The sequence below is a fragment of the Hungatella sp. genome (assembly GCF_046966825.1).
Genome location: NZ_JBKVCZ010000003.1, coordinates 13683 through 32919 on the forward strand (window position 1 = coordinate 13683; position 19237 = coordinate 32919).

22 protein-coding genes and 1 pseudogene are annotated in these 19237 nt (G+C 45.1%); 2 read left to right on the forward strand and 21 right to left on the reverse strand.

Annotation, left to right across the window (positions count from 1 at the left end):
* Nucleotides 1-2: 2 nt before the first annotated feature.
* The 7 genes from ACLTD4_RS01625 to ACLTD4_RS01655 all read right to left on the reverse strand — a co-directional run bounded on the left by ACLTD4_RS01625 (nt 3) and on the right by ACLTD4_RS01655 (nt 4253).
* Entirely contained in the window at nt 3-1061 is a 1059-nt protein-coding gene (locus ACLTD4_RS01625; protein WP_278837600.1) for an SAM-dependent methyltransferase, read from the reverse strand.
* Nucleotides 943-1350, reverse strand: a complete 408-nt coding sequence (locus tag ACLTD4_RS01630; RefSeq protein ID WP_278837599.1) for a hypothetical protein — start codon at nt 1348-1350, stop codon at nt 943-945. The genes ACLTD4_RS01625 and ACLTD4_RS01630 overlap by 119 nt, the downstream gene beginning before the upstream one ends.
* A 14-nt stretch (nt 1351-1364) precedes the next feature.
* The gene (locus tag ACLTD4_RS01635; protein ID WP_278837597.1) at nt 1365-1805 is read right to left on the reverse strand and encodes an RNase A-like domain-containing protein; all 441 of its coding nucleotides are present in this window, start codon (nt 1803-1805) and stop codon (nt 1365-1367) included.
* 449 nt (nt 1806-2254) lie between these two features.
* Nucleotides 2255-3076: a hypothetical protein gene (locus ACLTD4_RS01640; RefSeq protein WP_278837596.1), complete on the reverse strand. Its 822-nt coding sequence runs from the start codon at nt 3074-3076 to the stop codon at nt 2255-2257.
* Nucleotides 3077-3101: 25 nt separating this feature from the next.
* Entirely contained in the window at nt 3102-3272 is a 171-nt protein-coding gene (locus tag ACLTD4_RS01645) for a hypothetical protein (protein ID WP_227808389.1), read from the reverse strand.
* Nucleotides 3273-3334: 62 nt separating this feature from the next.
* Complete coding sequence (locus ACLTD4_RS01650) at nt 3335-3781, reverse strand: LPD11 domain-containing protein (RefSeq protein ID WP_278837592.1); 447 nt, start codon at nt 3779-3781, stop codon at nt 3335-3337.
* Between the two features lie 25 nt (nt 3782-3806).
* Nucleotides 3807-4253 carry a hypothetical protein gene (locus ACLTD4_RS01655; protein ID WP_278837591.1) on the reverse strand — a complete coding sequence of 149 codons (447 nt, stop codon included), beginning with the start codon at nt 4251-4253 and terminating at the stop codon, nt 3807-3809.
* 188 nt (nt 4254-4441) lie between these two features.
* Between ACLTD4_RS01655 and ACLTD4_RS01660 the strand changes: the two genes are divergently transcribed.
* Nucleotides 4442-5800 (forward strand): transposase, encoded by a 1359-nt coding sequence (locus tag ACLTD4_RS01660; RefSeq protein WP_195521993.1) that lies wholly within the window; start codon nt 4442-4444, stop codon nt 5798-5800.
* Here ACLTD4_RS01660 and ACLTD4_RS01665 read toward each other — a convergent pair.
* The 10 genes from ACLTD4_RS01665 to ACLTD4_RS01710 form a co-directional block, all read right to left on the reverse strand.
* Entirely contained in the window at nt 5771-6070 is a 300-nt protein-coding gene (locus ACLTD4_RS01665) for a hypothetical protein (protein ID WP_278836611.1), read from the reverse strand. The two genes, ACLTD4_RS01660 and ACLTD4_RS01665, sit on opposite strands and share 30 nt — an antisense overlap.
* An 11-nt stretch (nt 6071-6081) precedes the next feature.
* A complete protein-coding gene (locus ACLTD4_RS01670) occupies nt 6082-8562 on the reverse strand; it encodes a cobaltochelatase CobT-related protein (RefSeq protein WP_278836613.1) in 2481 nt (826 codons plus the stop codon).
* 15 nt (nt 8563-8577) lie between these two features.
* Nucleotides 8578-10401: a hypothetical protein gene (locus ACLTD4_RS01675; RefSeq protein ID WP_278836615.1), complete on the reverse strand. Its 1824-nt coding sequence runs from the start codon at nt 10399-10401 to the stop codon at nt 8578-8580.
* 39 nt (nt 10402-10440) lie between these two features.
* Nucleotides 10441-11148 carry a hypothetical protein gene (locus ACLTD4_RS01680; RefSeq protein ID WP_278836617.1) on the reverse strand — a complete coding sequence of 236 codons (708 nt, stop codon included), beginning with the start codon at nt 11146-11148 and terminating at the stop codon, nt 10441-10443.
* Nucleotides 11145-11303, reverse strand: coding sequence for a hypothetical protein (locus ACLTD4_RS01685; protein ID WP_278836619.1), 159 nt, complete (start codon nt 11301-11303; stop codon nt 11145-11147). Before ACLTD4_RS01685 ends, ACLTD4_RS01680 begins: the two co-directional genes overlap by 4 nt.
* A 25-nt stretch (nt 11304-11328) precedes the next feature.
* Nucleotides 11329-13581, reverse strand: a complete 2253-nt coding sequence (locus tag ACLTD4_RS01690; protein ID WP_278836620.1) for an ATP-dependent RecD-like DNA helicase — start codon at nt 13579-13581, stop codon at nt 11329-11331.
* Nucleotides 13582-13599: 18 nt separating this feature from the next.
* Entirely contained in the window at nt 13600-14199 is a 600-nt protein-coding gene (locus ACLTD4_RS01695; protein ID WP_278836621.1) for a hypothetical protein, read from the reverse strand.
* Nucleotides 14200-14284: 85 nt separating this feature from the next.
* Nucleotides 14285-14902 (reverse strand): single-stranded DNA-binding protein, encoded by a 618-nt coding sequence (gene ssb / locus ACLTD4_RS01700; RefSeq protein WP_278836623.1) that lies wholly within the window; start codon nt 14900-14902, stop codon nt 14285-14287.
* Nucleotides 14899-15204, reverse strand: coding sequence for a hypothetical protein (locus ACLTD4_RS01705; protein ID WP_278836624.1), 306 nt, complete (start codon nt 15202-15204; stop codon nt 14899-14901). The genes ssb and ACLTD4_RS01705 overlap by 4 nt, the downstream gene beginning before the upstream one ends.
* A 304-nt stretch (nt 15205-15508) precedes the next feature.
* Complete coding sequence (locus tag ACLTD4_RS01710; RefSeq protein ID WP_278836625.1) at nt 15509-15919, reverse strand: hypothetical protein; 411 nt, start codon at nt 15917-15919, stop codon at nt 15509-15511.
* Between the two features lie 150 nt (nt 15920-16069).
* On the opposite strand from ACLTD4_RS01710, the gene ACLTD4_RS01715 reads away from it, so the two are divergent.
* Nucleotides 16070-16381: a helix-turn-helix domain-containing protein gene (locus tag ACLTD4_RS01715; protein WP_278836627.1), complete on the forward strand. Its 312-nt coding sequence runs from the start codon at nt 16070-16072 to the stop codon at nt 16379-16381.
* 69 nt (nt 16382-16450) lie between these two features.
* Here the strand turns inward: ACLTD4_RS01715 and ACLTD4_RS01720 are convergent, their stop codons facing one another.
* The 4 genes and pseudogenes from ACLTD4_RS01720 to ACLTD4_RS01735 all read right to left on the reverse strand — a co-directional run.
* Nucleotides 16451-16987 (reverse strand): hypothetical protein, encoded by a 537-nt coding sequence (locus ACLTD4_RS01720; protein WP_278836629.1) that lies wholly within the window; start codon nt 16985-16987, stop codon nt 16451-16453.
* An 11-nt stretch (nt 16988-16998) separates the two neighbouring features.
* Nucleotides 16999-17634, reverse strand: coding sequence for a single-stranded DNA-binding protein (locus ACLTD4_RS01725; RefSeq protein ID WP_278836630.1), 636 nt, complete (start codon nt 17632-17634; stop codon nt 16999-17001).
* Nucleotides 17631-18761 (reverse strand): DNA primase, encoded by a 1131-nt coding sequence (locus ACLTD4_RS01730; protein ID WP_278836632.1) that lies wholly within the window; start codon nt 18759-18761, stop codon nt 17631-17633. Before ACLTD4_RS01730 ends, ACLTD4_RS01725 begins: the two co-directional genes overlap by 4 nt.
* 174 nt (nt 18762-18935) lie before the next feature.
* Nucleotides 18936-19237: pseudogene (locus tag ACLTD4_RS01735) on the reverse strand (hypothetical protein); the annotation flags it as partial.

The following is a 19237-nucleotide window of genomic DNA, read 5'->3' on the forward strand; positions in this document are numbered from 1 at the left end:
TCTTATTCCACCGCATATGCCAGACGGTAAGTCCCTTTTCCATCGGTCTGAAATTGAGAGCGGTGTTCATAAATACAGGCACGGATACGTTCCTTGTAATATTGGTTTTTCTTTGCTTTGGGATGTTGTTCGAGATGTTCATAAAGATTTTTCAAAGACATTGTGCCGCCGTTCTTTTCCATGATTCCCCTTACCAGATGAAACCAGGTGAGCGCTGCAGAATCATTTGATTCCAGGTCGCAGGTACCGCTTACCCGATAGCTGAATGGAACCAGCAGCCACTCTTCCTTTTTAAACAAAAGCAAATGTTCTGTAACAATGGGAATAAACGGCTTACTGCTGTATGTCCGGCTGCTGGAGCGGCAATTATACTGCCCCTTGACAATCCAGGAAACCAGTGTTCCAATGGTCATCATATCATTGCCAATGGAATGGAAGGTTCCCTGTGTCCGGATATCCCCCACCAGAACCGCTAAATATCCTCCATGCCTCAGACTTATGAAAAGCTTTTTTATAATGAAATTCAGCTTGTCGATATAGTCCTTGTAGCTGCTGCAGTGGCTTAAATCGTCCGGGTGCGGTTCTCCCCATACACTGCCGGAATACGGAATAATGGAGTGATAGGGCGGATGCAGAAAAATCATGGAGGCGCATTCCTCCACCTCGTCCTTTAATGCATCCCAGTTTCCCTTCCCCTTTGCCGGTTCCGGATTTAGGTCATAAAGGATAGAGCGCACCCCCTCGCCGGCCGCCACATCTCCACTGGTGCCGGAGCCGGACATGGGGTCCAACAGCACGAAATCCTGATTCTGTTTTCCCTCATAAGCCCTGCACTGCAGGACATGTTTTAATACCGCCCGCACCACTTCAGGGGAACAGTTTCCCCGCCAGCGGTTGCTGCCGCCCTGTTTCCGTTCCGGGAACGCCATAAACGAGGTCAGGTTACGTCCAACACAGCTTGTCAGCTCCTGGGTTCCCAAGTGCTGTACAATCTCCTTCCAGTTCCCTCCAAACTCTTTTTTTAACAGGTGTTCTGCCGAGTAAAGCTCGTCCTGTGTCATATATTCCCTCCTTCAGCCCGTCATGGCCGTCCCCTGTAAATACTTTTACCATCATACGCATGGTTTCCGGAGAGGACTGAATAACAATTCCAGAGAAAACACTTCCCAGCGATTTAAGCTCCTCCCGCTTCCCGCGAACCAGTGATTTGGCAAGACCGAATTCCAACTTCTCACTGGATACCATATAAAGCCTTGTTTCCGGATCAAGACGGAAATTTACTTTCTTTCCTACTTCAAAGTCATATTTGCCTGCCATAATAACCTGCAGGCTGATTGATGTTCTCTTCACAATTTTTCCTCCAATTAAAATTTGGGGTAGCATGTCAGAATCCGAAATCCCCAGTCAGCCTCACCGTCCTTTAATAAGACCACGCAGGCTTTTTTTAGATCTTCATTCAGCATGTCTATTCCCTTTTTGAATCCATAGCCCACAGGCTTTGAAAATTCACCATGCAAAGATATTACATCCCTGGTGGTGTCTAAGAGCCATTCCCGGATTAAGGGATTGTAAAACCGTTTCATCAGGCTCTTTACAACCGCTACCGCCACTTCCATATCCCAAAAAGACGTGGCATAAATAATGTCTTCTGCATTCAATCGGGTTTTCAGTGCAAGCACCTGAATATCGGTGTGTTTCCTGATTGTATGTCCGCCGTAAAGACCAACCTGTTCTAAGTTTCTCTGTATCATATCCAGCGTGGTCTCTATGGTTTCCTCTGGGATACCCTCAAACAAATCTTTCATCCGTAACTCCTTTCCTCTTTGCGGATAAAATGCACAGGTATCCCAGACGGATTTCTGTGTTGATGGCTGTCTTTTCCATCAAAAAAACCACTGGCAGCTGCCAATGGTCCATTTTTGTCCGTCAAAGGATTTCTTTCTGTTATTTTACTTTGCCGCTTGCTGCGGTCTTCTTAATTTATGACTGCCCTCCTCTCTTTTATAGGTCAACCACAGACTGCCGGTATGGCATTTTTCCGCGGTTTCATAGAAATAAAAAAAGACGCCAAAATATCTTCCAATTTTGACGTCTCTCTTCCAAATCAGTAAGGCCAAAGCCTAATGTTTTTACTTCCGGTCAGCTACCGGAACAAAGGTTATTTACAATGACTGAACACTGCAAAAATCAAATTCAAGTACAGTTTAACACCATATATAGTATGTGTCAATATTTCTTTTACTATATACATGTATTACTCCTCTGTAGGATTCAGATTCACATATTTATGGTCCGCTTCCGGAATCGGGACTTTTGCTACTGCCTTGAGCCAGTACCAGCGGATACTATAAATATTGAAATCAAATTCTCCTCCTACTGCTTTCCTGACCGTTGCCTGGAATGCTGCCGGGATTCTATGAAAAACCATCCCATCTCTCCTTTTTAGCTGTTTTAGCAGTTCATACGTTTTTTCGCTAATCTGGGAAACAGGATAGAGAGACCTTGTTTTCTTTGTCATAACGCCTGAAACATATGGAAACTGAATATTATCCCACCGGACATTTTCTAAATCTACCATTCGGATTCCAGTTTCCCTCATCAAACGGACCATACAGAGATCTTCTGTTTTTCCGTTCTCTTCCAGAGAGTTTTCAAGATATTCTAGCTTCCGCTCCAGACTTTTTTCCGTTCTGCATAAATGACGGCATATCTGATTGTTTGCAACACGTCCGGTATAAAACTGAATGAAGCCGTAAGCAAAATGATTCACGTCCGGCACTCCATCATACAGCTTCCAAAGCCAGTCATCAAGTAAACTCCAGGTATAAAAGACATTTTCCGTAAAGATAGTTTCAAAAACCGGCTTTAAATCTGCAAACCTGCCCTTGTAGTATCCCTGTTTATAATATCCATAGAGTTCGTCCGCCTGGCGTTCTACTTTAAGCAGACGATCCCGCTCCGCCTTTATCCCCTCCAGGGATTTACTCTGAACCATATATTTTCCTTCTGACAAGTCCATTCCATAATAAAAAGCAAAACGATCTCTGACTTTTATGATTTTTCCTACTATCGACATTCTATTTCCTCCTGTCCTATGTATGTTACGGTTCTTCTTCCAAAAGCTGCTGATAAAGAGCCTCAATCCGGCTCTTTATCTCTGCTTTTGTCTGCTCCTCATCCCTGTTGTGCATTCCTAAGCGATTGAGGATATTAATGGTTTTCAGATACTCAATCTGCAGCATCATTTCTTCCCGGATTTCCTGGTTTGTCATGGCTATGCCCTCCTTTACCATTACTTATCCGGTACGCTGCTTTTTTTGTAAAATAGCTGTGTTTAATTTACCATTTCCTCTTCATACCTCTCAATCATCTCCCAGGTAAGCCATTCGGGTTTTTCATTCTCAGAAAAGCTGTTCCAGATTGCCTTCATCTCCGCAATCTGCTCCCTTTCACTTTTCGCCCACAGGCAGCCGGCATATCGATTCCCATATCCAAGGTAATAGTCACAGTCAGTCCTTAACCGGTCCAGCATTTGATACTGAAACCGTTTTTCTTTACTCACGAAGCCTTTCACGGGCTGAATGATGAACTCCTGTTTGATTGGCGTATTCGGGTCCCCATCCATCTCATTTCCCATGACAGAGCATAACTCCGGCTGTTCCGTCTCTCCCAAATTAATATCTTTCCATAAACGGTCATACTGATCCCGGTACACAGGCATTGATAAATCGTCTTCGCCTATATACTTTAAAATTAGCACCACATCTACTTTTGAATACATAGCGTATCCTCCTGTGCCTTTTAGATTAACTTGCTTTTCTGCTTTTTGAATCGTCTTCCCACTCGTCCGCCTGGTCAATGTGACGGATAATCACCTCGGTCTGGCCTGATATCTCCTTCTTAATCAGCAAATACAGCTTATTAAAAAGATTAAGCAAATAGGAGCGGAACGCATATTCCTGTTCAAAAGCCCGAATCCATGCTTCTGTCTTGGCAAACAGCCGGAACATATCCAAATCGTTCACATTGACAGATACCTGGGCGTCACAGATGTAGGAATTCTTCTGGCAGTAGGTTCCTCCATTGGAATTACGGACAGCGATTCCCCTTCCATTTTCAATTTCTGCAATCCACGGATACCGGCGTTTCTCTCCCTTTGTGTCTGTGTCAAACCGCTTAATGGACAGCTTTGTTACAATACTAAGCCCATCCTCGTCCGGCACTCCAAAAATCTTCTCCTGCGAAAAGTCCACATATAAAGCCCCGCAAAAATTTTTAGAATAGATAACTCAACTTTCCCAGCTTGAAAACCGCTGCTAAAGCAGCGTATTCAAGCCAAACAACGATTTATTTATGATTATTGACATAAAATATGCGCCAATCTTTGGTATAATAAGAGTGCGAACCGTCACCATACCAAACAAGAAAGGCGCATACTCTTATGATAAACTATAATGACCATTTTGACCATACCGAAAATCAATTTTTTACTGCAATAAAAGAACTTAAGCTTGGCATGCTTCTCCGTCAATCAAATATAACCAAATCCTGTGGCATTCCAGCACTTAAGGTGTTTGAGTTTCTCCTCCTGCTCGTGTTTCAGGGGAAGAACTTGTTCCAATTCCTTAACTCTAAGCGGAGAGAACAGGCCGTTTCTAAAAATACTTATTATCGCTTTTTGAATGATACTTCCTATAATTGGAGGAAATTTCTGGTTTTACTGGCGGCCAGAGTGATATCTGCCTTTACTCAGTTAACCAGACCAGAGCGCATTCGCGTCTTTGTTTTGGATGATTCCGTTATTAAGCGCAATCGCAGTAAACAAGTGGAACTTCTTGCCAGAGTTTATGATCATGTGGAGCATAAATTTCAAAAAGGATTCACGCTTCTGACGCTTGGCTGGTCCGACGGCTATAGTTTTCTCCCGGTTGGTTTCAACATGCTTTCTTCTGCCAAGAAGAAAAACCGTTATCAGGAGATATCTGACTCAATCGATCGCCGTACCAATGGCTATAAAAACCGAAATGAAAGTCTGATGGCAAAGCCACAAGCTGCTGTTTTGCTGTTGAAACGTGCACTTAACGCAGGAATTCATGCGGATTATGTTCTGATGGATTCCTGGTTTACTACTGAACCCATGCTCAAAGAGCTCCAGGGCATTGGTCTTGATGCGATTGGAATGGTAAAACAGCTAAAACAGCGATATCTTTATCAGGGGAAATCCTATACTCTGCCACAGCTGCGTAAGTTTATGCGGCATGAAAATGCAGTCAATATCTTTGGCTCTGTTCTGGTTCATACCCGGGATGGAATTCCAGTAAAAATCGTGTTCATTCGTAATCGGAACAAGAAAAGTGAATGCCTGTATCTGTTAAGCACCGATTGTAGTTTGAACGAAAGTGAAATTGTACGGATTTATGGAAATCGATGGTCGATCGAATGCTTTTTTAAAGCTACAAAATCCTTGTTGAAACTGGGAACAGAATTCCAAAGCCGCAGTTACGACGCGATAGTGAGTCATACAACCATTGTATTCACCAGATATATTCTACTGGAATGGATACGCAGGAATCAAAATGACCAAAAAACCTATGGTGAATTATTCTACCTGCTCTGTGAAGATATACAGGATATGGATTTAACCACCTCCCTGACGAGCCTCATGGCTCTATTTGTGGAGCAATTAAGCAATCTGTCTATTGGAATCACAGCGATTATAAAAAGTAAAGTAAACGATTGGATGCAATCCCAAGCCACATATATTCAGGCTTTATTTGGAAATCTGTGCTGGGAAAGTTGAGTAGATAAACTTTACTTCCTCCGGATTGATATGAGCGCTGACACTGACGGTACGGTCTCCCGTCCCCTTACTGTAATCCAGCATAATCAGTTGTATCAGAGAGCGGGCGCCCTCCTCCGCTTCCTCTCCCATGGCATGAATATGGGCCGGGAAAAGTTTGGACGCCGGTTTTAATTTATCATTCAGTTCCAGAAGTTTTTTATCTGTCTTATAGACCGCAATCTGTCTCGATACTTCGTTCTTCCAGTCCCGCTGCTCATTTTGTGCCATTTTTTTCTCCTCTATCTTATATAACTTAAAATCTTCTTCGTAATGCTGAGAGGAAGCCTGGACAGATCCGAAATATTTAAAAATCCGTCCTGATAGATATCCTCAATCACTTCCCGGTCATCTCCAATCGCAGCAGCAAAGAGCAGTATCCCCTGCCGCTTCAAATCTCCTTTTAAGGCTTTTAAATCCTCTTTTGCCAAATTCCCGCTGTAGTTAAGCGCAGCCGGCTGGCCGTCAGATACCAGGAACAGCATTTTCAGTTCTTCCGGTCTGGTTTTTAAGCGCTCTGCCACAAAGCGGATTGCCGCCCCATCCCGGTTACTGCCTCTCGGAGACATATCCATGATCCGGTACCTGTCCTTCCCATCTACGGAATCAAATTCAGCATAGGCATACAAGTCTACGGTTTCCTCTGTATAAAGCTCGTCATAGCTGGTGGAATGTCCGTAGACAATAACCGGGATTCCCAGATTCACACAGACATCATAGAGAATCAGAGCAGTCAGCCGCCCGAAGGTAATCCGGTCCTCATATGCCATGGATAAAGACTCATCAATCAGCACCGCGATTGCGGCCTGCCGTTCCTCCTCAAATGCCCTGCGGCTCATGAAGATTTTTCTATCCTGGCGGTAAAGCCGGGAGCTGTCTATCTTTTTCCCCATGGGCAGGTTCTTTTCCATTCCATCTTTTTCGGGATAGATAATCTCCCACATCTCTTCCTTCAGCCGTTTCGCAGTTTTCAAAATATCCGGTGACAAACTGTCGTACATCTGTCTGCATGAAGCAGGAACATTTGCAAGCCGATGGACCTCAATGTTACAATCTGCATGGGCATACCCAAAATCCATGTGTTCTGCCTGGCTTTTTATAGCGTTGACCAGTTTCTTTTCCTGCTCCTTTTCAAACTTCTCCTCAGCCAAATCATACAGTACCCGGTTCATATCCTCCGCGGCATTAAAATACCCGCTTCCTTCGTATTCATGATCCCACTTAACGAGCGATTCTCCATTTGTCGCTTCGCAGACGCTTTCTCCTTCAAACCGGCCATCTTCCTGATCTGTGACTTCCGGTCTGAAATTATCGCGGAATATCTGTAAAAGTTCTCTTAACAGATTCTCTTCCTCATCATCCTCCTGTGGGATTGAATCATCTTCTGCGGTTCCTTCCACAGCCTCCGGAGGTTCTTGCTCCGTTCCGCTTCCTTCCGCATCTGATTCCTCTTTATTCTCATCATCCCGGTCTTCTTCCTTCTTCTCTTCATCTGCATGTTCCTCCTCATCTTCCCATGTGCCATCCCAGCCCTCCGGGGTTTCCCCGTCCTCCTCACATTCCTCTTCCAAATCCGGCGCAGGAGCAGCCACATTGCTGAATACGCTTTCTAAAATATCCTCTTCCTCACCATCATTCTGGCAGCCGGCATCAGCTTTACTGCCGGAACCGGCTTCGCTTTCAGAATTGTCCTCACTGCCGGAGTCCTCCTCATTATCAGAACTGTTCTGGCCACAGGCACTATTCCCCAAACCAGTATCCGCCTCACTGCCAGAGCTGTCTTCACTGTCAGGTTCCTCCTTACGGTCAGATTCCTCACCGTTTTCCGGTTCATTAGACGCGGATTCCTTTTTAGCCTCCTGTTCATGAATCCGCAGAATCAAATCCTTCATATAGTCCCAGATTTTTAATATCACCTGATTGGCGGCACGGAAGCGTTCCACTTTATCCACGTCCACCACCGAATCATCAATAAGCTCCATGCAGTCATACAGACAGTCCAAATACTCGCCGTCATAACCTTCCCAGTTATTGATTTCACCAGCCCTGGCATATCCTAAAATCAGATTTAAAATAATCGCCAGCCCATGATCCTGCCGCTGTATCTCCTGGGTGACGGTAGGCAGCTTCTCTATATGCCGGTTCGCATTCATTAAAATGCCTCTACGGATACTGCCCGGGTACTCGTCACACATGCGCATTTCCACATAAATGTCTTCCAACGTATTATTGATACGCAAAGCGGTATCTGCAATTACAGATACCGCCGCCTTATCTCCTGCCTGGAGGTATTGCCTTATTTCCTCCAGAGCCTCTCTCTCTTTTTCATTCCCCGGCACTGGCGGCCGGGGATATATCTTCCCTTCTTCAAACCCCTTTCCATATAATTTTCGCAAATACATGGCAGTATATTTCTGGTGGCCGCATTCATGCCCCAGAAACCCCACCAGGCTGTCTGTCTTTAATTCCTTTGTGGGAAAGCTCCCTGTAATAGGATTTGCCGCATTGATATACACACTTTTTCCGCCCGTAAAGGCAATCGCTGCCAACGGGCTGGTATTCCATCCCATTGAAACCCTTAGTTTCTTTCCCGGTCTCCAGACCAATGAATTTGCCAGCTTCTCCATGTTATGGATAAACGGCTTGGATGTAAAAATCTGCTTATTACTGATTTTATTTTTAATCTCCCGGATTCTTAATCGGTCATAGCCTTTCTCACTCATAAAATCTCCTTCACCTTATGCCGCCTCCAGAACTTCAGAGTAGCTTACCTTAATGCAGTTATCATAAATTTCATCCCTGTATTCCCGGTCGGAAGCCGCTTTGCTTAAAATGGTGGATTTTGCCGCTTTTAACACGTCACCGGTCACCATGTATGCCCAAACCCATGACTCATATTCCCGATATCCGCACACACCGCCGCGTATCCGTTCATTTCTGCAATACTTTCTGATTTTTTCCACGGTCTCCGCCATTTTTAAAAGCATAATCTCATCTTTGCAGCCGGTCTTCACCATGGCCCGTTTCTTCATCTGTTCAGGCGTCAGTTCTTTTTTGTCAAAGACCATACACATACGGGACAGGATTGACTCATTCATATCTTTACAGCCCTTATAATCTGTGTTGGTCGTTAAGACAATCACGGTATCGGGGTTTCTGTGGACAATCTCGCCATCCGCAAGGGTGATAGAAGCACAGTCATCTAACAGACCATTCAGCTTTACCAGAGTTCCTGGCTTTCCTATCACTGCGGGTTCCTGTAACTCAAACACAGCGGGCCTGCGGCACGCTTTGATTAAGTCCGATTCCACCAGCACAAAATCTTTCTGGTCTTTGCAGTTCTGATAACCGATTTTATAGATTTGCCGCATCAGTTTTTCAAATGCCTGATTGATATCCGCGTCCTCCTCGTAAGTACCTGTATATTCACTCAGCACCGTGGAGGGGTCCATCATAAACTCCTCATAATCCGGAAATGCCGGAGGCTCTGATTTTACCTTGTCATTGGTATTGGGAATCATGGTTGATACAAGATCCATCTCGTCCGTTCCCTCTGAGCAGGTTAAAAAATAATACGGAAGCCCCAGCGCCTTGGCAAGAATCGCTACATCAATGGTCTTGCCGGTCCCGGAATCTCCCCTTGTCATGAACGTGCGCATGGGAGTATTATGAATCATCTCCAGGATGTCCTGTACCTCCTCCGATACATGATAATTGGGGGAAATCTGCGGCACGCGGGCCTTCTCTTCCTCTGTCAACTCTACATTCATGCAGTATTTACTGCCCAACGACCCGATTGGCTTTGAATTTGCCGTAATCCGGTTCACGCTCAGGATTTCAAACCGTCCTGACGTAACCTCGGTGGGCGCATATTCTCCCCCTGTAATCGCCTGCGGCGTCAAAATAGGCGCGTTTCCGGAGGCAAGGGAGTTCCTGTCAACCGGCAGTCCGTCCGTCCCCAGCACATTGGCATTTTCCACTCTCCGGTAAATATTATCACAGCAGATAAATGCGGCTTTAAGCGCTACATCCATATCGGGCCAGTTGTTTTTGTACTGCGCTCTCAGAATCGTGAAGTTATCAAAAAATTCGGTGTCAAACAGCGGGCCATCCATATTTAAGCTGGCATATTCAAGCATACATATTAAATGCTTCCCGTCGCTCTGCCCCGACCGCAGGGCCGGCATATGCCGGTGTATTCCTGTTCCACTCTCGCAGACCTTAAACTTTCCGTTTTTGGAATTATATACAACAACCATCCTGTCCTCATTATTTTTTTTCTTAAATTCGCCGCAGTAGAACTGAAGTTCACCTGTATCATTTTTCTGTACCCCCAACGCGCCGTCCGTATCTGTCTCCATTAATTCCACCAGCGTGAGAACCGCCCGTAAAACAGGGCCGTGTAGTGTAGACTGCTTCCCCTGCTGCATCAGATTGTATCTGGATGTATATCCCTCCTCTGATGATGCTTTGTTTAGCCCATTTTCAATCAACGTCTGTAAAAACGGCTCCGGTATGGGTAAACTGAATGTCCAGCTTTCAAATATTTTTGAAGATGCCATTTTATCCCTCTTTCTATCTGTCTCGTATTACTTAGCTCTCTACTGTAACCATGCCTCGCTTGGCATATTGCTGATTAAACGGTTCAATGTCTTTGTAGATTTATACCAGCTATAAAAACTATCGTCATTTGCCCTCTCGTAAGCCTCTTCAATCTGCTGTACTAATTGAAGGAATCCAGTATTCTGGTCCCGGAGAATGTCAAAAGATGCCTTTAGGCAGTCATATCTGTGCCGCACGCCAAGATAAGCATACAGCACTTTAAAACATGCCTGCGCACATTCTATAAACTGATCTTTTGTCAGCCGCTTCAGCCGTTTCCTGCTCTCCGACTCTGCCACACGGTCGTCAAGCTCTATGCCGAAATAATCCTGCTCATAAGCGTCCCAGCCCAGCAATCCTCCGCCATATCCGCTTGCGCCGATGGCAACAAATAAATCATCGAAGCACTCTGGTACATAAGTATTCTGTAAATCCTCCTGCATCTGTTCACACTCCGCGCATAAATCGCAAAACATCATTTTAAACTCAAATTCCTCATCTGAATCCCCGTCCAGCGCATTTAGCAGCGAATCGGAACCGTCCTCCGAGTCAAAGTACCATTTGACATTGTTGCATTCCTCCTCAATCTCGTACAGTTCCTCCCTTATGAAATCCAGGTTAAGGTTCTTTACTATGGCTTTCCGATACCGAAGCTGTCTTGCCTTGTACCGTTTCGTTTCTTCCGAATCAATTTGATTTGACATCATGCCTCCTCCGCCAGGAATCGCTCTGTAGCCGTGTGGGCTGCCCGTATCGCTGCGCCTGAAATCTGGCGCTGCCAGGCCTCATGGTATCTTGACCAGCGGAACCCTAAGTTCCTGTGCAGAAATTGCCGGAACGCCTGGGATGCGTATCTGTTCATTGTTTTTCTCCTTGTAAATTGTGGATTAGCTTGCAATCTGTCCGTCAGAAGTATCACACTGGGATTTTGCTTTTTCTATCCGCTGAGCCTCCATCTGAATCCGATATGCCAATTTTGTATTTCTCTTTTCTTTGTCATCCGTCATAACCGCTTCACAAAAAGCCGCCCAGCTTCCCACCAAAAACACTTCACATCTGGCGCGCGTCACTGCGGTATAATAGATGTTGCGCTTTAACATTCGCTTGAAGCATGAAAGCACCGGAATAATGACCGCTGGGTAGCTGGTCCCCTGGCTTTTATGTATGGTAACTGCGTAGGCGTGCATCAATATCCCATAGTCTTCCGAGCCATATTCCCCAATTCTTCCGTCCTCAAACCGGACCACTAATGTGGAGCTTCCGTCCCCATTCTGATAAATATCAGTGACAATCCCCATATCTCCGTTGGATACCTCGTCTGTGTTCTTTAACTGCATCACCTTATCCCTCAAACGGAACACGGCGCTGCCAAGTTTCATTTCCAGGCCCCCCGGAAACTGCGGATTTACCAGTTCCCTTAGCTTTCTATTGAGCGAATTGGACCCCACCGGCGTATCCTGCCTGAAGGGAGTAAGCACCTGTACCACATCAGTATCACCATGACCGGCCTCCAGCTTTTTCTGATACAGGTCAGCAACCACCTCGGCTGCCACCTCGTCGCTGTCAACGGATATAAACTGAAAATCGTCACCAAATAACAAGTCCATATCTCCATTGTTCATTTTTAAAGCATTGATGATAATGCGGGACCCTTCAGCCTGGCGGAACTGTACGTCAAGAACCGTGACCGGAATGACTCCGGAATCAATCATCTCTTTAAACACACTCCCCGGTCCAACTGATGGAATCTGGTCCGGGTCCCCAATGAATACTACTCTGGCGCCATTTTTCACTTTTGTAATCAGAGCGTAAAAAAGCCACATATCCACCATAGACATCTCATCAATAATAATCAGATCCTCGTTCAGTTCTTCCGTCAAATCCAGATTGACTTCTTCTTCCTCACCAGTTATGTAGAGCGCCTTATGAATGGTCATGGCCGGGTATCCCGTGCTGATTACCATGTTACGGCTGGCACGTCCGGTTGGAGCGCACAAAAGAGCGGTCTTTTCCCGCTCTTTCTTCTCAAATATCTTCAAAATAATCCGCTCGACTGTAGTTTTTCCAGTTCCGGGGCCTCCCGTTATGATCGACAGACTGTTGGCAAATACAGCTCTTACCGCTTCCTTCTGCTGTTTGGCCAGAACCATGTGCGTGGTTCCCTGCACCTCGTCCAGCTCCCGTTCAATGTCATAGGAGGTCTGCCTGTAATTCATCACCCGGAGGATATGCTCCGCTGCCATTTTCTCTGCCGTATAATTCTTCATGGAATATAGGACATGCCCCTCCGCTGCCAGAAGTTCATCGGAAAAGACCATTTCATTTCCAATATCCTTAATCAGACGAATTTCCACTGCCTGCCGGTACATTCCACAATTTAAAAGTTCCGCCGCCTGTTTTACAATCTCCCTGCTGTCTAAATACAAATGACCATCGCTCTCTGCATTTTTCAGCACCTGGAGAATGGCTGCCTTAACCCGCAGCGTGTCATTGGGCCGGAAATTTTTATTCTTCCTTGCAATGGTATCCACATTCTCAAACCCGAAACCGCTTAACTCACATAGCCTGAATGGTTTTTCCTTCACAATCTGCAAGGCGTTTGAGCCAAAGTAGTCACGGATATTAGATACCCGTTTCGGACCTACTTTTAAGGGAGCCAGATATTGCATCAGTTCCCGTAAAGACCGGCTCTCTGAGTATGAATTAAGAATTGTCTCCAGCTTACTTTTCGTAATGCCTTTTATTTCCAGCAGTTTTTCCGGCTGAGTATCCAGAATCTTCAGGGTTGCTTCCCCAAACCGGCTCACTATCCGGTTTGCAGTTACCGGCCCTATTCCACTAATCAGCCCTGATGCCAGATAACATTCAATCCCCTCCCTGGTTGTCGGCATAAATATCTGGCTTTCCGCCACCGACAACTGCAATCCATAGCCTGTTTTTACCCATTTTCCTTCCAGTCCTGTATCAATTCCCTCAATAAAGGGAATTGCGGTTCCAAAGGCCGTAAAAACAATCTCTCCGTTTTTGAAAGAATGGTTTACTGCCGACTCTGGAATCGCCTGGCTGGTTCGATAAGAGGCTATGGTATATCCGTTTTCATCGTTATAAAAAATCTTACGATGTGGTGTACACTGGATCACATTTGATACCTCCGCTTATCAGCCATTCCACGATAGATAAACATACCTTCCCTTTACAGACGCCTCCACTCCGCCATCCCTGGTTAAAAGGCGGCATATATCCTCTGCCTCCTCCCCCGGATATTCCGGCAGGCTGCCAACACGCCGATACCCCTTGGGTGTTCTGATATTACAGATTCCATCCTTTCGCAGCCAGCACTCATATACGCCTTTTGTATTGAGCCTGGCAATTATCTGGTTTAGGCGCTCTTTTCCAATGCTTCCATACCAGGAAATCACGTTCTGGGAACTTATTTCATCTTCGAGAATCATGCTTGCTTCGGAGGCTGCTGCTGTGTCTGATTGTACCGGCTCCGTTTCAACCGTCTTGTTTTCCTCCTGGGATACTTCCGGAAGGGTTCCACCCAACAGGGAAACCAGATGTTTCCGCACGCTTTTTAAGACTCCCAGTGCCCATGGATTTTTAAGCGCACACAGGATAACAAAAAGCGGGATTCCAAGGGAGATGACATTGACTGCAATCCCAAGAGCAAACGGGAGCAGGAACGGTAATAAAATGCTGCATCCCATTCCTACAATCACAAGTTGAATTATCTTTCTGACATTTTTCTGTTCCATTTTCTTATCCTCCTTAGAAAAGAGGGAGCGCATTCCTTTCACCAATCGGTCACAAAGGATATCCAGTCCCTCCTGTACACATCATTTAGTTAAATGGTAAATCTCCATCATTCATTCCATCATCAATATTCATAAAGTCATCCTTGTTATTGGCAGGTGCATTCCGCTGGGTGCCTCTGGACGCCGGCCTTGCAGCCGGTCTCGCCGGTTGTCTGGATGGCTGCCTAGATGAAGCCTGGTTCGGCTGTGCCGCCCGACTCTGCTGCGCCGGCTGTCTTGACTGTGCGGCCTGGTGCGGCTGTGCGGCCTGACCCGGCTGCGCTGACTGACTTGGCTGATTTACCGGAGGTGTCTCCTGATTTCCTCCATCTTCGCTGCTGTTCTTTTTGCTCTCTGCAAATTCTAAGTCATCCACAACATACTGCATGGAATAGACTTTTACCCCTTCTTTGTTGGTATAGTTATTGTTCTGCATTTTTCCAGTTAAAAGCAGCTTCAGACCTTTCCTGCCAAAACGCTCCAGCAGTTCTGCCTTGCGATCAAATGCCGTACATCGAAAGAAATCCGCCGTAGGCTCACCTTCACGCGTGCCCCGCCGGTCTACCGCAAAATCAAAACGCGCAATCGCCATTGCAGTCTCGCCCTGTGTATAGGAAATTTCCGGATCATCCGTCATTCTGCCTAAAAAAATACATTTATTCATGCTCTCTCTCCTTCTGCATTTGTTGTTTTTCCTTCTCTGCACTCTAAATAAATCCACTCTTCTGTCTTTTCGTCCCAGGCTTTGACGTTATGGTCCAAAATGCCTTCTTCCACCAGAAACAGGCTGTTCCTGTCTTTCGCCCGGCTTAATAGTTCTCTTACCCGTTCATTGGTAAGTGCCGCCCCGAAAAAATGCCCTGGGAGCCCTTTTACATAGCTGTGTACCGCCCCATCCTCCTTCACCAGCAGACAGTCGTATGCTTCGGCCACGGTTAATGATAATTCCATTGTTGTTTCTCTCATATTGTCCTCCTGTTTTTCTTCAACACAGATTAATAAATTTCTTTTCCTCCTTCCTGTCATTTTAGGCAAAAAAATAAGACACAAAGAATTTTCATTCTAAGTGTCTTTAAAGCAGGTGAATCCTGCTGTGCCTTTTTGTTTTAGGGTGTTCCCTGAAATCTTAACTCCCAGTGAGAAGCTGGGACAAAATAAACTATCCGGCTCTTTGAACCAGACAAAAATCAAATATCATATCAAGGATAACACAATATATAGTCTTAGTCAATATTATATATCTATATACGGTATTTCATTTATTAAACCTTTACAATTTTTCCATGAGATTACTATATTCCGATTCATAGAGCTGATACTTTTCATAAATTTTTTTGTATTTTTTCTTTAATTTAAAAAACCAGGGAAGTTCGATGTAATCCTTCATCCAGAACCGGATTGTCATATTATCAGCTTCAAAACGGTATTTTATATCCTGTTCCTCTACGGTTAAAACACCGTTGTGAAAATTGTAAACGGTACTGGACCCCAGATGCGGATCATAGTCCGGGTTTTCAATGTGCTTATAGCACTCCATAAAATAGTTTCTCTCTTTATCAATCAATAATTCCGCCATTTCCATATTTTCTTTGATTTCCCGGTACCTGTTTATCTGAAAACCGAACCATAATCCAAAGAGCATTGCTGATACGATGATAACAATGTTCCTCCATACTTTCATGTATAATATTTCCCCCACTTCCCCACATTATCTGTATCTTTTTATTCTATTTTATCAATAAATAGCAAAATAAGATACTTTTATGTTTTATTTTATTCTTTCCTTATAATTGAGTTATAAAACGTAATAAAGACAGATAGGGAGACTCTAATGATTGGTGAACGATTATATGATTTACGAAAAGACGCCGGCTTAACCCAGGAAGCATTGGCTAAAATATTAAATACCACAAAACATGCCATATCAAAATACGAATGTGAGCAGGCGGAACCGCCCGACAGCATGAAAATCCTGATAGCAAATCACTTCCACGTATCTATCGATTATCTGCTGGGTCTGACAGATACTCCTGCGCCCTATTCCACCAAGCCGCTTTTACCGCTACCGGAAAATTTGCCTCCAGAAGCCAGAGCGGAAATACAGGAATTCATCAAGTATTTAAAATACAAATATAAAAGTTAAGGCAGGGAGCCTGTGATAAAATCAGCTCCCTGCCTGCCATTCTACATAAATCTCAAATCCTTTCTATTTCTAACCCTTCAGAATCGCCTCAAGCATGATGGGGGAACCCACACAAAACGCCTCAGCATTTCTATAAATTTCAATTTCATGGGTTATTTCGCCGCCTTCCGGAAGCAGGCTTCTGCTGGATACCTGGATCAGTTCCGCCTCCTTTTTCAGTATCTCTTCATCAGAAAGTTTTGCATATTCTTTGGGCAGTTCTATGATTATCCCATGATAGCTGTCACTGATGGAGAGCAGCAGTCTCCCGCTATCCCCTATTGCTTTACAAAAAATCTGTTCCGCTATAGTGAGATCAACTAAGCGGCCCATGAAAATTTCATCCGGTATTAAATACCTTTCCGGATACTTTTCACCAATCTGTGCCTTCAGCTTTCCCTCATCATAACCCGGAAGTAGTTCAAAATGATCCGGGCCACCATAATAGTCATTGAACCATACCCCTATCATCACATCATTTAAGTATAACTCACCTGTCCACACAATGCCTTCCGGACCGTCTATTGACTTCAGCCCTTTAACTGTAATTCCATTTAAACTTGCCATTTTTCCCTCTCTTATCCTAATATCATTTTTTCATAGTTACTTAACAGTCTCATAACGGAGATTTCATATGTAACCCTCTCCTCCTGCTCGCCCATTGGCAACAGCTTCACATATTTCCGGCTCTGCATTCTTCCCAATATATGGATTGGCTCACCAACCTGTTTCCCGGCTGCATCACGGGCATCCTTTCCCCAGCATATACATGGAATGTAATCGGCTTTTCCATAGGGCCGGTTAACTGCAACCATTAAGTCTGTGATTTCCCGGTTTAACGGTGTCCGCCGGTAAATAGGCTCTTTACACAGGAATCCAATCAGTTCCACCTGGTTTATTCCTTCTGCACAGGCCTGTGCATCCCATACCTCTCTTACAAAAATGCGCAGCAATACCTGTTTATGGTTCCCAACGTCTTTTGAATAGGTCCGAAGCTGTCCTCTGATTCCAATACAGCTCCCTACTTTTAACTGGCTGCAATAACGTTCCGGCAGCGTAGCAAGCACTTTGTCAACCGCGTCACTAAGCCGTTTTACTATAACCTCCACCTCAAAAAAACGCTCACCGAAAATAGTGTGGCTGTAACGAATTTCCTGTCCTACCTCGCCTATTATCTGGATGTAGTTATTTTCACCGTTCTCCTGCTTTATCATATGTACCTCCATTTTTGCTCCCATGAGTATTTCATTTCTCTCCTCTGCCGCTCTACATACGGTTTCCAATAATCGTCTATTCCCTTGAAATTTCCTGCCCAGCTCCCATCTGTATCCAAATCCCATTGTTTTCGCCGGTAGCGGATTGACTGCTCCTGACACAGTGCATAAAGCCGGTTGCTCCCCTTCCGGATTTCAGTCCGTTTTCGCTTCTTATTGGGGCAAACCGCGCCCTCCTTTCCCTCTAAATCGCATTTACCACAGGATTTGTCATTGTGGTCGCAGATTATTTTCATCTGGCGGTCCATATCATAATAATCAATCACTTCTTTCACGCCGTTTTTTACCAGGGCAGCCAACAGCAATTCCAACCCCTTATAGTTATTGACTCCCGGATTCCCAATGAAGGTACGCCCGGAAAACTCGTGGGCAATCAGGCCCTTTAACACACCGTCCGTCACGCATACGCTTGCATCACACGGATTCCCGAAAAATGCGGCTGGGCTGTTGCTGCTAACCCCTTTTTCCCTTCCTGCGCTGGACAGCCAGACATACTTCCGGTCATGGACTGGCACATCAAGACGGATTTGAAAACCGATTAAATTTCCTTCAATATCTGGAACCGGACAGAGATATCCCGAATATTTCTTTCCAAAAGCGATATCCCAGTTTCCCCGGCTATTGAGGTAAAATCCCGGTACCCCCGACAGACTTAAATCTTTTAATAAAAGTTTTCTGGCAAGGGCCTCCGTTCCATAAATGGGCGTACTGCGAAAACGGAATCGTTCAATCGCCTCCTCGGACAGTCCCCGTTCCCTTAACAAAAGGCGGTGCTGTTCTGATAACTGCAGCAGTTTGAGAAGTTCGCTGTAAACCTGATTTCGTTTTATACTGTCCGCAGGGTCTGCTTCCACCACAGATGGTTTTCGGATATTATATGCCTGGCTTGAAGAGTATCCGCCACCCGCCAGCCGTCCACGGATTTCCCGATACGCAATTTTGTAGCAGTCCGGTCCGGTAATCCCCATCAGTTCGCAGTACAGCGTCAACATATTTCCTTCAGCACCGCAGTTGTAGCAATGGTAGACGTTTTTAATCCGGTTCCCCTTCCAGATGCAGGCGTTCATTTTTCCACGCTCATCCCCGCAGAACGGACAGATCAGATTAAACGAATCCTCACCACCCGTCAGACGGGTTAAATCCAGAAGATTTACAACATCAGCGATACTAAAAGGAGGTATAAAATTTTCGATTTTACCATCTCCTTTTACGATTAGGCCCCTGTATTGAAACGATTATAATTAAGACGCAGCCTGTAATAAAACTCTTGCCGCCTGCCGGACATTATCGTTAGGGCCTTTATATTTATACGCAAAAAACTCTAAATCACCAATCCCCTTTGCACCGTCAAGCGCAATCTCTCCCAGGGTCCGTCCTCTGTTTGCCACGCCAAAATTGCAAACCACCTTTTTGGCCTCATCCACGGTAAATTCACCAGGTTCCGATGCATTAGAAGAAGGCTGTTCCGTTTGCTTTTCCTCCTGTTGTGCCTTTTTTGCATGTTCCGGCAGCTGAACCGGAACTCCGCTTTCCGGTTTTATAT